The sequence below is a fragment of the Vreelandella sp. H-I2 genome (assembly GCF_052959335.1).
The window spans coordinates 135,442-148,773 of the sequence record NZ_JBRAMC010000004.1 but is presented as its reverse complement, the minus strand read 5'-3'; the positions used below and the strand labels follow the sequence as shown (position 1 = coordinate 148,773).

General features: G+C 56.0%; 12 protein-coding genes. 5 read left to right on the top strand and 7 right to left on the bottom strand.

Going from position 1 to position 13,332, the window contains the following annotated elements:
- The first annotated feature begins 4 nt into the window (after positions 1-4).
- The gene (locus ACUVOF_RS11465) at positions 5-1,477 is read left to right on the top strand and encodes an aldehyde dehydrogenase family protein (protein ID WP_447044476.1); all 1,473 of its coding nucleotides are present in this window, start codon (positions 5-7) and stop codon (positions 1,475-1,477) included.
- Positions 1,478-1,957: 480 nt separating this feature from the next.
- On the opposite strand, the gene ACUVOF_RS11460 is transcribed toward ACUVOF_RS11465, so the two are convergent.
- The 5 genes from ACUVOF_RS11460 to ACUVOF_RS11440 all read right to left on the bottom strand — a co-directional run bounded on the left by ACUVOF_RS11460 (position 1,958) and on the right by ACUVOF_RS11440 (position 6,240).
- A complete protein-coding gene (locus ACUVOF_RS11460) occupies positions 1,958-2,539 on the bottom strand; it encodes a hypothetical protein (protein WP_447044475.1) in 582 nt (193 codons plus the stop codon).
- A complete protein-coding gene (locus ACUVOF_RS11455; RefSeq protein ID WP_447044474.1) occupies positions 2,539-3,387 on the bottom strand; it encodes a polymorphic toxin type 44 domain-containing protein in 849 nt (282 codons plus the stop codon). The genes ACUVOF_RS11460 and ACUVOF_RS11455 overlap by 1 nt, the downstream gene beginning before the upstream one ends.
- A gap of 1 nt (position 3,388) precedes the next feature.
- Positions 3,389-3,874 carry a PAAR domain-containing protein gene (locus tag ACUVOF_RS11450; RefSeq protein ID WP_447044473.1) on the bottom strand — a complete coding sequence of 162 codons (486 nt, stop codon included), beginning with the start codon at positions 3,872-3,874 and terminating at the stop codon, positions 3,389-3,391.
- 193 nt (positions 3,875-4,067) lie between these two features.
- Positions 4,068-5,012, bottom strand: coding sequence for a hydroxymethylglutaryl-CoA lyase (locus ACUVOF_RS11445; RefSeq protein WP_447044805.1), 945 nt, complete (start codon positions 5,010-5,012; stop codon positions 4,068-4,070).
- 22 nt (positions 5,013-5,034) lie between these two features.
- Positions 5,035-6,240, bottom strand: coding sequence for a CaiB/BaiF CoA transferase family protein (locus ACUVOF_RS11440; protein ID WP_447044472.1), 1,206 nt, complete (start codon positions 6,238-6,240; stop codon positions 5,035-5,037).
- Between the two features lie 151 nt (positions 6,241-6,391).
- Here ACUVOF_RS11440 and ACUVOF_RS11435 point away from each other — a divergent pair, with 151 nt between their 5' ends.
- The 4 genes from ACUVOF_RS11435 (at position 6,392) to ACUVOF_RS11420 (ending at position 10,529) form a co-directional block, all read left to right on the top strand.
- A complete protein-coding gene (locus ACUVOF_RS11435; protein ID WP_447044471.1) occupies positions 6,392-7,291 on the top strand; it encodes a LysR family transcriptional regulator in 900 nt (299 codons plus the stop codon).
- Between the two features lie 299 nt (positions 7,292-7,590).
- Entirely contained in the window at positions 7,591-8,571 is a 981-nt protein-coding gene (locus ACUVOF_RS11430) for a TRAP transporter substrate-binding protein (protein WP_447044470.1), read from the top strand.
- Positions 8,572-8,694: 123 nt separating this feature from the next.
- Entirely contained in the window at positions 8,695-9,237 is a 543-nt protein-coding gene (locus tag ACUVOF_RS11425; RefSeq protein ID WP_447044469.1) for a TRAP transporter small permease, read from the top strand.
- Complete coding sequence (locus tag ACUVOF_RS11420) at positions 9,234-10,529, top strand: TRAP transporter large permease (protein ID WP_447044468.1); 1,296 nt, start codon at positions 9,234-9,236, stop codon at positions 10,527-10,529. Before ACUVOF_RS11425 ends, ACUVOF_RS11420 begins: the two co-directional genes overlap by 4 nt.
- Before the next feature lie 64 nt (positions 10,530-10,593).
- Here ACUVOF_RS11420 and ACUVOF_RS11415 read toward each other — a convergent pair whose 3' ends face one another.
- Entirely contained in the window at positions 10,594-12,021 is a 1,428-nt protein-coding gene (locus ACUVOF_RS11415; protein WP_447044466.1) for an FAD-binding oxidoreductase, read from the bottom strand.
- Positions 12,021-13,322 carry an L-fuconate dehydratase gene (locus tag ACUVOF_RS11410; RefSeq protein ID WP_447044465.1) on the bottom strand — a complete coding sequence of 434 codons (1,302 nt, stop codon included), beginning with the start codon at positions 13,320-13,322 and terminating at the stop codon, positions 12,021-12,023. Before ACUVOF_RS11410 ends, ACUVOF_RS11415 begins: the two co-directional genes overlap by 1 nt.
- Positions 13,323-13,332: the final 10 nt, after the last annotated feature.

Sequence of the window (13,332 nt, the reverse complement as noted above, 5' to 3'; positions counted from 1 at the left end):
AATCGTGTCTACGACATCTAAAATAGAACACGCTTCCCTGCTTGATAAACAGTTCATCAACAACCAGTGGGTGCCCTCAAAAGGCACGCGCTTGCTCGACGTGATGAATCCTTACCGCGAAGAGCGTATTGCCCAGGTAACCGCTGGGGATGCGGCCGATGTCGATGCGGCGGTACAAGCCGCCCAGCAGGCGCAGCCTGAGTGGCAGACATTGGGTGGTGCCGCACGTGCAAAGTATTTGGAAGGGTTTGCCGATGCACTGGAAGCCCGCCGTGATTCGATTACCACGCTGTCAGCGACCAACAATGGCAAGCCGTTGGCGGAGGCGGGGATCGACCTGGAAGATGCCATTGCCTGCTATCGCTACTACGCCAAACAGGCTAAAGCGCTGGATGCTCGCCAGGGTGAGTTAGTGAGTGTTGAAATGGAGGGTGTTGAAGCTCTCACCTATCACGACCCCGTGGGCGTAGTGGGGCTGATTGCGCCGTGGAATTTTCCCCTCGTCACCAGCGCTTGGAAGCTAGCGCCTGCTTTGGCAGCCGGTTGTACCGCTGTGCTTAAACCATCGGAAGTGACACCGCTCCCTGAGTTAGTGTTGGCAGAAATCGCTCTAGAGATTGACCTGCCCGCGGGTGTGCTCAACTTGCTCAACGGCGACGGTGAGGGTATCGGCGCACCGCTCACCAACCATCCTGGCGTGGATAAAATCTCCTTTACCGGCAGTAATCGTGTGGGTGAAGCGGTCATGCAGGCGGCAAGCGGCCGCACCGCGAGCGTGTCGCTGGAACTAGGCGGCAAATCTCCCATTTTGGTGATGGAAGACGCCGACCCGGCGCAAGCTGCTGACTGGGTGATGGCGGGCATCTACTTCAATGCCGGGCAAATCTGCTCAGCAACCTCGCGCCTATTGGTACACGAAGACGTAGCGGAAGCACTCTACGCCGCGCTTGGAGAGCGAATGGATGCGCTAACGCTGGGCGACCCGCTTGCCGAAGGCACCGACTTAGGCCCGCTGACCAGCGCCAAACAGCGTGACGCCGTGCAACGCTATCTGGACCTTGCCGAGCAGGAAGGGCTTACATCGGTGCGCGATGCAAAACATCGCACGCTACCCGAAAAAGGCTATTTCCTGGCACCCACGCTTTACCGCGATGTGCCGGTGGAGAGCCGCCTGTGGAAAGAGGAGATTTTTGGCCCGGTGCTCTGCGGACACAGCGTAGCAAGCGAAGCCGAGGCGGTTCAGCTTGCCAATGACAGCGTCTATGGTCTGGCAGCCACGGTGATCAGCGGCGACCCCGAGCGGGCAAAACGCATTGGCCGCCAGCTAAAAGCCGGCAGCATCTGGTACAACAGCGAGCAGCTGGTACTCCCCGAAACCGCCTGGGGCGGCTTCAAGCGTAGCGGCATTGGCCGCGAACTGGGCCCCTGGGGGCTAAGTGCTTACCTGGAAGTGAAGCATGTGATTGGGCCAGCTTAAGCATCGCGCACCGGCATGTCATAACGCCGGGTCGATTTCCCGGCTGTTACAACCTGACACGGTACGTACGATGAGGCCGGGAGGTTAAAATAAAAATAGGCCGTGATATAATATTAAGTACTTAATAATTATTAAGTTTTCGTATGCTCTGCCTTGCTATTGGACTTCTCTATATCAACAAAAAGCTTTTCTGTACTTTACCTTCTGATGACAGTGGACACCCATTGTTTCTTTGAATAAAGTCCAAGCCTTCTTACTGCATAAAAGCTTGAATCTGATCAGCAACTGCGGCTAGTGCCTAGGTTGCCTTATGCTAGGCTGGCAGCTCTCAACAGCCTATAAATTGACTAGCCAAGCAAGGACGCTAGCAATGAGTGCTAGCGGTATTATGATGAATTTACGGCGATAGAGCAGTATTAGTGTTTACTATTCCTGTACCACATCGATAGTTGCTAAAACATAGCGCAGAACAATAAATCGCTAAAGATATTTGCCAGTGCATAGATACCAGTGCGTTAATTCGGTTGCTTCGCAAAATAAATACCCATCTTGCAAAGGACTAGTCTCTTCGGGATTTTCAAGAGCGTCCGATAAGGAAGAAACTACTCCTTCCTCAAAATATGCCCCATTCGGAGAATATCTAAGGTACCACCAAGGTGTGTACAAAGGAAAACCTTTGACTTCAAAAGGTCTTTTGATTCTGAAGAAAGCTTCAAAATAGCACTCTGGAAAGTATCCGCAAATCTTTGTGAAACTAGCATTTTTTATATTAAGGCTTGAGTCTTCTATGCTCTTTATGGCCGCGCTAGGAATATGGTTTTCTAGTGTTGCCGGTTTGGCACGAAACCTGCCATCACGTACATAAGCCTCGGCTTTTCCATTTTCTACTATAATTTTTAATATGTCGTTTTTATCTATAAAATCGAAGAGTAATTCAGCTCTCTCAGTGAGCTTCGGGTCAGGCTGATAATTCATTACGCCATAAATATATCTTTGCCAGGTAAGAAAACTGACGATGATAACTAGCGGTATGATGACGATTTTTCGGCGGTAGAAACGCATTAGTTTGTTACTCCCTGGTTATTTGCATTTGTTGCGCCCTCTAACCTCCTCCTAACGCCTTGGCACGTATGGGGTATTTTGGAACCCACTTTCTCCGGATACTCTACCTGAGTAATCTCATTCATCAGCAGAGATCCTGTTATTTCTTGCGGAGTAAAACGCTCAAACATTGATATACCTAAGCGAACCGAAAGATAGTCAGTAACGTCATCAAAGCGCCTAAGCCCTGATCCGTTAGTATCGTTTCGGTTTTCTGGCCATTTAAATTCTGTAATATCGCTTGCGTACTGCGCAAGGCCAGCGCCGTCTAGTAAAGCGTCTTCAGAAAATCCTATGTAACGGCCTACATAACCGTAGTGAATATTGGACCAGATGTCGTAAAAATACTCATAGCCTTGGTATTTATGGTGATATTGCCTAGTCGTTATCCCTAATGTTGCAAACTGTCTAGCCCTTTCTGGGGCTACCTCTGGGTCAAAATATTGTTTGTGATCCCACACGCCTCCAGGCATCGTGAGACGTGCCCAACTAGCAAGTGCAGCCCGGCGGGCATGCCGTTCGATTTGCATAAAATTCGGCCTTGCCATGTTACGGGCAAGACGCTGAACACTGTTTAGAGACTCGGCTTCCCGTTGCCAGCGAGCCATTGCCTCTTGAGTGCTGTAGGCATTCTGTCGTTTTATGCGCTGGCCGTCTTCGGATGCTACGTTGGCCTGAATTTCCTCAACTATCCACTCAGCGATCTCAGGTGCTTGGTCTTTATGTAAGCAAGGCACAGTGACGATAAAAGGATCATCCAGCGTGGCTGGGGTGGTGACTGTTTGTGCGATACGTTGCCACTCGGCCATTTCAGTTGCTCCTAATCAGAATATCGACCACCTCGGCGGCAATGTCTGAATCCATAAGCTCCGCTTCACCTTGGGCGTTGGTAAGCCCCTCTTTGGTATCACCACCTTCTAGCACCAACTGATAGGGTTCATGAGCAAGAGGGGAGCCAAATTCGTCGCGAAACACTACGCGACGGTTGTAGCGCGGCGGTTGAATAGCAGGAGGTGATGAAGCGTTTGTGCCACCCCTTGGCTGGCCGGTGATAGCTGTGGAGGCCGCAATAACGACCCCGCCGCAGGAGGTTTTACTACCGTGAATAGCTGCGGCGGCGCCTTCAATGGGGTACCAGTCATGGCCGGTGACGATACTGGCACCGCAGGAGCTGCGGTCACCAACACGGGCGACTGGCAGGCCGTCAACAAAGGTGGTGGAGGCCGCACTAACAATACGGTGAGGGCCACCGCTGCAGGGGCAGGCAACCTGGTCACCCAGCTTGGCTTGTTCCATGGCGGTATAATCGTCCTAATTAAACCGATAGAAAGAAGCTGGCTTAACTACTTGCCAGTTCCAACAAACTCAATTCATCTAAGTTGAATTGATTGTCATTGAACATATCAGGATGGACTTATGCAGTAAACATTGCTGTTAATAAAACTGAGGCTGCGTAAAGGTGAGTGATTGTGAAGGGACTAAGGCAAAGTTATGTCGCTTGCTGTGATGGCATCGCATAACGCCGGGTCGACTTGCCCGCCTTAACCACCTGCCCCGGCACATCGTGGCCGATAAGGTCGGGGAGGGTGGCGGCAACATCCAGTAGCGCATCCAGGTCGACGCCGGTATCGACGCCCATGCTTTCAAACATATGCACCAAGTCTTCGGTACATACGTTGCCCGTTGCCCCTGGGGCGAAGGGACAGCCGCCCAGCCCGCCTAATGAGGCATCGAAACGGGTAATGCCCGCCTGCCAAGCCGCCAGCGCATTGGCCAGCCCCATGCCGCGAGTATTGTGAAAGTGCAGCGTAAACGCCGTTTGCGGCCAGCGCTCAAGCACGGCTTCGCACAGGCGTTTGACCTGGGCGGGGTTGGCCATGCCGGTGGTATCACAGAGCGTAACGCCCTGAATGCCCAAGTTGATAAGCTTCTCGACCAGTTCCAGTACCCGTACTTCGGGAACCTCGCCCTCAAACGGGCAGCCAAAGGTCGTGGAGAGGGAGGCGTTGATAAACACACCGCTGTCTTTAGTAACGTCCAAAATTGCCGCGAACTGTTCAAGGGACTGTTCCGGTGTCATGCGCAGGTTGGCCAGACCATGGCTATTGCTGGCTGACATCACCAGATTGATCTCATCCACTTGGCATTTAAGCGCCCGCTCGGTGCCTTTGATGTTAGGCACCAATACGGTGATATCGACCCCTTCCCGGCGCTGAATGCCGGTCACTACATCAGCGGCGTCACGCAGATTGGGAATCGCTTTAGGTGAAGTGAACGACGATGCTTCAATGCGCCGTAGACCAGTGGTGGAGAGCGCATCGATCCAGCGGATCTTCTCTTCCGTTGGTACAAACCGCGCTTCAATCTGCAGGCCGTCCCGGGGGGCGACTTCGTTGATTTCGATCTTTGCAGGGCAGGGCGTTGGCTGGCTCATAGGCTTATGCATAGTGCAGTCCTCAAATAATGCCCGCTTGTCGCAGCTTGGCGCGGGTTTCGTGATCAATACCCAGCTCATCCAATACGTCGTCGGTATGCTGGCCAAGCGTGGGGCCGCCGTCGCCAATTCGGCCTGGGGTAGCGCTTAGCTTGGGCAGTACGCCGGGCACTTTTAGCGGTTTGCCGTTGGGGCGAGTGAACGCTTGAATCATCTCCCGTGCCAGGTAGTGGGGATCAACTGCGATGTCTTCTGCCGTGTAGGGATAGCCTGCGGGCACGCGGGCATCATCCAAGGCCTGTAAAATGGTTTCTCTTGGGCGCTCTGCGGTCCAGGCTTGAATGGCGGCATCAATCATGTCGGCTTGCTGGCTACGTCCATCGTTATGGGCCAGGGCCGGGTCGTTGGCGAGATCATCACGGCCTATCACGCCCATCAAGCGCTTGAAGATACTGTCGCCATTACCGGCAATCAGAACGTAATCACCGCCTTTACAGCGGTAGGCGTTGGAAGGCGTAATGCCAGGCAGGGCACTGCCGCTGGGTTCGCGCACCTGGCCGCTGGCATCGAATTCCGGCAACAGGCTCTCCATCATCGCAAACACCGACTCATACAGCGCGACGTCGATCTCCTGGCCCAGGCCGCTGCGGTTACGCTCTTGAAGCGCCAGCAGCGTACCGATGACGGCATAAAGTGCGGAAAGCGAGTCACCTATACTGACACCCACGCGCACCGAAGGCTCTCCCGGCTGGCCGGTGAGATAACGCAGCCCACCCATGGCTTCGCCAATCACGCCAAAACCTGGTTTGTCGCGGTAGGGGCCGGTTTGTCCATAGCCGGAAATATGCACCATGATTAGCCGTGGATTGAGTTTAGAGAGTGCTTCCCCGCCCAGCCCCCAGTTGTCCAGCGTGCCGGGGCGGAAGTTTTCCACCACCACGTCAGCCTCGGTGGCGAGCTTTCGCACCAAGGCCTGGCCCTCTTCGCTCCTTAAATCCAGCGCCACCGAGCGCTTGTTGCGGGTTTGCACATGCCACCACAGCGAGGTGCCATCCTCTATCATTCGCCATTTGCGAAGTGGGTCGCCGGTGCCGGGCGGTTCGATCTTGATGACGTCGGCGCCGAACTCCCCCAGCAGTTTGGTGGCGAAAGGCCCTGCTATCAGTTGGCCAAGCTCAAGCACTTTTAAGCCCTTTAGCGGAAGCTGGCGGGCTTCGGTAGCGTTCATCTAGGCTTTCCTCTAGTTGTCGTTATCGTCATTGATATTCAGCATGCGTGAGCCGACCTAGGTCGACAATTAGGCAATCGGTAACAAAGGGTTCGTGGTTAGCGAAGGGGTGCGTTAGCATAATGCGCTTGTCTTATGGGAGTCATGTGTCATGCGCCGCTTCGATTTCGTCACTCTTAAGCTGTTTATTTCCGTAGCGGATGAGGGCCGCCTGACCGCCGCCGCTGAGCGCGAGCATTTAGCGCTCGCCGCGGTGAGCAAGCGGATCAGTGATCTGGAGGCGCTGGTAGGCACCACGTTACTTTACCGTCGTCCTCGCGGCGTTGAGCTGACCCCCGCAGGCCAGGCGTTCTTGCACCATGCCCGGCGTATTCTGGATAATATTGAGCGCCTTCATGCCGAGCTTAGTGAGTATGGTGAAGGCGTGCGCGGTCATGTGCGTATCCACTCCAATACCTCGGCGATCATCGCCTTTCTCCCCCAGGATCTCAGCGCCTTTTCCCGCCTTTACCCTGAAATCAAGATCGACCTTCAGGAACGGGTCAGCAGCGAAATCATTGCTGCCGTGCGTGATGGCCTGACCGATGTCGGGATTTTCGCCGGACATGTGCCGGCCCCTGACCTTCAACAGCTCTCCTACCGGCAGGATCGGTTAGTGCTGATGACGCCCATTGACCACCCGCTGGCTGAGCGTGAAAGCATCGCCTTTAATGAAGCATTGGCCTTCGACTTTATAGGCTTGCAGCAGGATGCCTCGCTTCAATCGCTGCTGTATGAGCAGGCGACCCTGGCAGGTAAAGCGCTGCGTATGCGTATACAGGTGCGCAGTTTCGATGCTATTTGCCGGATGATTCACCACGGCATGGGCGTTGGCGTACTGCCTGAGCAAACTATCTACCGTGACCTGGGCGACCTGCAGCTCAAAAGCATTCCACTCAGCGACCCGTGGGCTCAGCGCGAGTTGGTGATTGGCATGCGCCGCTATTCCTCACTGCACGTGACGGCCCGGCATTTGGTCGATCACCTTACCCAGCATATAGTCGAGGGCTAGCTGCAAAAGAGAGCCAGTGGCTTCGCGCTTCGTGAAAGCGGCAACCTCAGCTTTCGTGACACAACGGTATTGTGGCGGCTCATGACTGCCTAGTTAAAGAGCCATTGATAGCGGACAGGTATTCATCTTTGGTCGTATGGTCGGCACCGGTCAGCCAATAGAGCGCGCTATAGCAGCGTTTCTAGCCATCGTATTTGACGAAGCCAGCCTTCTTGAACGTCGATTTGAGCCCATTGACGGCTTGTTTCAAGATCGAACGAGCATCACACCCAACAACGACAACCGTAGAGAGTCATCCCATGCGGAAACAACTGCTTGCCACGCTGGCTACCCTAGGCATGCTAACGACGGCGCCGTTCGTCTTGGCGAACCCTATCGAAATTCAAGTCAACAACACCATGAGCGAAGGCGGCTCAGAAAGCGCAGCGGTAGAGCGCTTTGCGGAGTATCTAGAGGAACAAGCTCCCGGCCGCTTTGAAGTGCGCCCTTTTTTGGCGGGTTCGCTGGGTGGTGAAAACGCCGTGTTGGAACTGCTTAACCTGGGCCAAACCCAGCTCTCTCTGACCGGTGGTAACTGGCGCCAACAGTATGCGCCTGAATATGACGCCATTACGGTGCCCTTCGTGTTCACTACCTGGGATGAAGTCGACGCCTATATGGAGAGTCCTTCCGGCCAAGCGCTGGTTGAGAAAGCCGAAAGCCAGGGCGGGCTGAAATATTTTGGTTTGCAGCATCGCGGGCCCCGCCACATGACCGCTAACAAGGAGATACACTCCCCGGCTGATCTGGAGGGTTTCCGCCTGCGCCTGCCCTCACTGCCGGTATGGCTGGAAGTGTGGGAAGAGATTGGCGCTCAGGTGGTCAACGTGCCCGCGCCAGAGATTTATCTCGCCATGCAGACGGGCCAGGTCGATGGCCACGAGAACTCGCTATCATCCCCCTATACCCGGCGCCTATGGGAAGTACAGGACTACCTGATCATGACCAGTCACGTACAGTTCCCGTGGAGCTGGGTGGCCAGTGCTCGCTGGTGGGATGGCTTAGAAGAGGAAGATCAAGCGCTGATCGAAGAGGCCATTGAGGTGGCTCGCCAGTATGGGTCAGAGCAAGAACGCGAACTCGATGATTTCTATCTGCAAGCGCTGCAGGATGAAGGCATGACCGTCATTGAACCGGATGTGGCGCCTTTCCGCGAGGCAGCGTTACCGGCCATTGATCGTGTCATGGCTGACATGGCCGAGGGCGTTCGTGAAGATGCGCTGGGTAACGACAGCGAGTAACACGAAACGGACAGAGATCGCGGCGGCCCATTGGGCCGTCGTTGTTTTTCCTGTCACGTAAGCTTTCATGGCCAATAAATTTTCATTTACGACCAAGAAGACGTCAGGGTAAGGAGTTCTCCTGTGGAAGACGCGGTAGCGCCCAACAAGGGGCCGGATCGAATTGCTTTCTATACGCTGCGCGGCGTTACACGCCTGTGCGATGGGGTGGGCGTGGCGCTGATGGCCGCCATTCTGCTGCTGATCGTGGCGGCCGTGATTGCCCGCGACCTGCTGGGGCTGGGGATGCCCTGGACCGAAGAAGTGGCGTCCATGCTGGCAATTTACGCGATTGGCTTCGGGTCGCTATCCGCCTGGGTACGCAGCGAGCATCTGGTGGTCGACTTGTTTAGCCATAAGCTTTCCGGGCTGGGTAAGAATATCCAGTATCGGCTCACCGCGCTGATCTCCTGCGGCTTTTTTGCGCTGGCCGCCTGGGGGGCTTGGATCATGTCGGACATGAGTGCCAACAATAAAACCGTTTCGCTAAGTATCAGTTTCAGCTACCTTTATTACGGCCTCTTTTTCAGCTTTGTGGGCATGGCGCTAATTGCCTTTTGGCAAACGCTGCGCGGCCCGGTGGTGTGGTTGGAAGCGCCCCATGAAGAGGAGGCCTCTCAACCATGAACGAACTACTGATTTTCGTCGGTGGCCTGTTAGTACTGATGGCCATTGGCTTGCCCGTGGTGGTCGCCATTGGCGTGACCTCCTTTATCGCCCTGGTGGCGACCGGCACCGGCGGGCTACCCGTCGAGTTGCTCCCGCTGCGGATGGTGCAAACCCTCAATAACTTTACGCTGCTGGCGATTCCGTTGTTCATTCTGGCCGCCAATATTATGAATATTGGCTCCACCACCACGCGGATTTTTGATTTCGCTACCGCGCTGGTGGGGTTTACCAAGGGTGGCCTCGGCCACGCCAACGTGGTGGCAAGCTCCATTTTTGCGACGATGTCGGGTACCGCTGTGGCCGATGCCGCCGGGCTTGGCAGTATCGAAATCAAGGCCATGAAAGAGCGTGGCTACGAGTTGGGCTACTCAACCGGCATCACTGCCGCGTCCAGCGTGATCGGGCCAATTCTGCCGCCCAGCATTGCCTTGGTTGTTTACGGCTGGCTGGCCAATGTGAGTATTGGCGGGCTGTTCATGGCGGGGCTGCTGCCGGGTATTTTGATGGCGCTGCTGCTAATGGGCATGACCGTATTGTTATCTGCTAGTGGCCGGGTGGTGATGCCTAAACCCACGCCTTTCGACGCCTGCGAAGTCGTCCGTACCGGCAAGCGCGCTATTCTGCCGCTGATGATGCCAGCGATTATCGTTGGCGGTATCTGGGGTGGCTTCTTCACTCCCACGGAAGCTGGTGCCATTGCGTCCCTTTACGCAGTGATTCTGGGCGGCCTAGTGTATCGTGACTTGAATTGGCGGGACCTCTTCAACGCCTTTCGCCGCACCCTGATGTTCAGTGCGGTCATTCTGCTGATTATCGCGGTCTCCAGCTTCTATGGCTGGATACTGGTACGCATGGGCATTCCTCAGGCGTTAGCGGGCCAGGTCGCCAGCATCGATATGCCGATGTTTGCGCTACTGCTCTGCTTTGCGCTGTTTTTCCTGCTGATCGGCTGCTTTATGTCGGTGATCGAAAGCATTCTGATTTTTACGCCGATTGTGGTGCCAGCGGCGCTCAGCGCCGGGTTAGACCCCGTGCATTTCGGTATTGTGATGGTCATCACGCTATCGGTAGGGGTGATTACGCCACCGTTCGGCACGGTGCTGTTCCTGATGGTGGGTATTACTCGGCTACGCTACGGCCAGGTAGTCACTGCCATCTTGCCGTTCCTGCTGCCGATCATTGCGACCATTTTGCTGTTGATCGCCCTGCCGGGGCTGGCTACATGGCTGCCGGACGTCATGGGCTATTGAGCTAAATAGTTGCCTGATGTAGAAGCCCCGCAGGTTGTTCCCGCGGGGCAGATGGGCGTTGCTACTACTGCTCCTTTGCAGGCAATATCCTGCCTGGATTCATCAGCCCCTTGGGGTCGAACAGCGCTTTAACGCCACTGATCAGTTCCCGCTCAATTGGTGAGAGCCGCGCTAGGTAAGGCGCTTGCTTTTTACGGCCAATGCCGTGCTCGGCGCTGATGCTGCCGTTGACGTCGTCAAGCACCTCAAACAGCCGCTCCTCCAGGTCGTGCAGGTGGGCTTTCTTATCGCTATCTGCCATGGATAGGGGCGGCAGAATATTGAAGTGCAGATTGCCGTCGCCCACGTGTCCGTAGGCAATGATCTCGCACTCAGGTGACGCCGCCATAACGACGTCACTGGCCCGGCTGACGAAGTCGGGAAGCGATGAGATGGGCACCGAGATATCGGTGCGCAAATGCTCGCCGCGCCGCCGTTGGCCCTCCAGCATGCTCTCGCGGAACTGCCACAGCTGGGCCGACTGGGTGTCGCTCGACGCCAGCGCACCATCCAGCACCAGTTCACGTTCCATGCCGGTTTCCAGCAGTTGTTCCAACATTGAACCCAAATCTACCGGTCCTGTCGCCGCTACCTCCATCAGCACGTACCAGGGGTAGGCGCTATCCAATGGGTCGCTTAGCTCGGGAGTCGCTTCGATCGCCAGTTCAATGCAGCGGCGGGGGATCAGCTCGAAGGCCGTCAGTAAGTCGCAACAGTCGCGTCGCGCCAAACTATATAGATCAATCACCGCCTGAACGGAGGGCAGACCCAGCAGCGCAGTGCGGTTTTGGGTAGGCCGCGGTGAAAGTTTGAGTACGGCGCCGGTGACAATGCCCAAAGTGCCTTCACTGCCCAGAAATAGCTGTTGAAGATCGTAGCCACGGTTGTCTTTATGCAATGCATTAAGGCTTTCCCAGATGCGCCCGTCGGGGAGCACCACTTCAAGGCCCAGCACCAGTTCGCGCATCATGCCGTAGCGCAGCACGTTAAGCCCGCCCGCATTGGTGGCAATATTGCCGCCGATCTGGCAACTGCCCTGGGCGCCTAACGATAGTGGAAAATCGCAGTCCTGCTCGGCTGCGGCCAGCTTGACGTTCTCAAGGATGCAGCCGGCGTCTACCGTCATAGTGAAATTAATCGGGTCAATGGCGCGTACGTTATTCAAGCGTTCCAGGCTGATGACCAATTCCTGGCCGTGTGCAGCGGGCAAGGCGCCTGCCACCAAACCGCTATGGCCGCCCTGGGGGGTCATCGCGATACCATTCTCATAGCAGTGCTTGGCAACTTCGGCGACTTCTTGCGTATTCGCTGGCCGTGCCACGGCTAGCGGCATGCCCAGCGTATCGCCCGCCCAGTCACTGGTGTAACGTGCCATGGCGTCGGGCTCACGGATGAGCCCGCGCTCACCGAGCAGGCTGGTTAACGCATTTAAAAAGGAAATGGTGTCTGTCATTAGGCCTCTTCCTGCCAAGCAGCACCTTCCGGGAAGCGGTGCTGTACTTGGGACTCTGGGTACATGGCAATACTGTAACCCGGCGCGTCAGGGACTTGGTAGCGGCCACGGTGTATCACGACCGGGTCGATAAAGTGTTCATGAAGATGGTCGACGTATTCCAATACGCGCCCCTCAAGGCTGCCGGATACTGCAATATAGTCGAACAGGGAGATATGCTGGGTGTACTCGCATAGCCCGACGCCGCCGCCATGGGGGCAAATAGGCACGCCGAACTTGGCCGCCATCAGCACCACCAAAATGACTTCATTAAGCCCGCCCAAACGCGCCGCATCGAGCTGGCAATAGTCGATGGCATCCGCCTGGAAGAACTGCTTAAACATCACTTTGTTCTGGCAGTGCTCGCCAGTGGCGACGCCAATCGGCGCAACGCGGTGGCGAATTTCGGCGTGGCCGAGAATATCGTCAGGGCTGGTGGGCTCTTCAATCCACAGCGGATCGAACTCAGCCAGTCGGCGCATTTTGGTGATCGTCTCGTCGACTTCCCACACTTGGTTGGCGTCCATCATCAGCACGTTGTCCCAGCCGATCTCCTCGCGCAGCAGCGCCGCACGGCGGGCATCTTCTTCGGTGTCGTCGCCAATCTTTTGCTTAAAGTGGGTCCAGCCTTCGGCAAGGGATTCCTGGGCCAACCGGCGCACTTTCTCGTCGCTATAACCCAACCAGCCTGCAGAAGTGGTGTAGGCGGGATAGCCGTCACTACGCATTTCGGCTTCCCGGGCTGCTTTGCCGGGGGCCTGGCGGCGCAGCAGGCAAATCGCCTCTTCCGGGGTTAGCGCATCGGTGACGAAGCGGAAATCAAGGCAGCGCACCAGCTGTTCGGGCGTCATATCCACCAGCAATTTCCACACCGGCTTGCCTTCGTTTTTTGCCCACATATCCCATACGGCGTTGACGATGGCGGCGGTGGCTAGGTGAATCGCGCCTTTATCGGGGCCAATCCAGCGGAGCTGGCTATCACCGGTCATTTCCCGCCAGAACGTGCCCATGTTGTCGGTGATAGATGTCAGCGAGCGACCCTCAATCAGTGGCGCCAGCGACCGGATGGCGGTGACCACAATCTCGTTGCCGCGTCCGATCGTAAAGGTTAATCCGTGCCCCTCGGGGCTACCGTCATCGGTATGCAGGATGACGTAAGCGGCGGAGTAGTCCGGCGCAGCATTCATGGCATCCGAACCATCCAGCGAGCGCGAGGTGGGGAAGCGGATGTCCTGAATTTCGACGCGAGTTATCGTTGTCATGGTGCTCTCT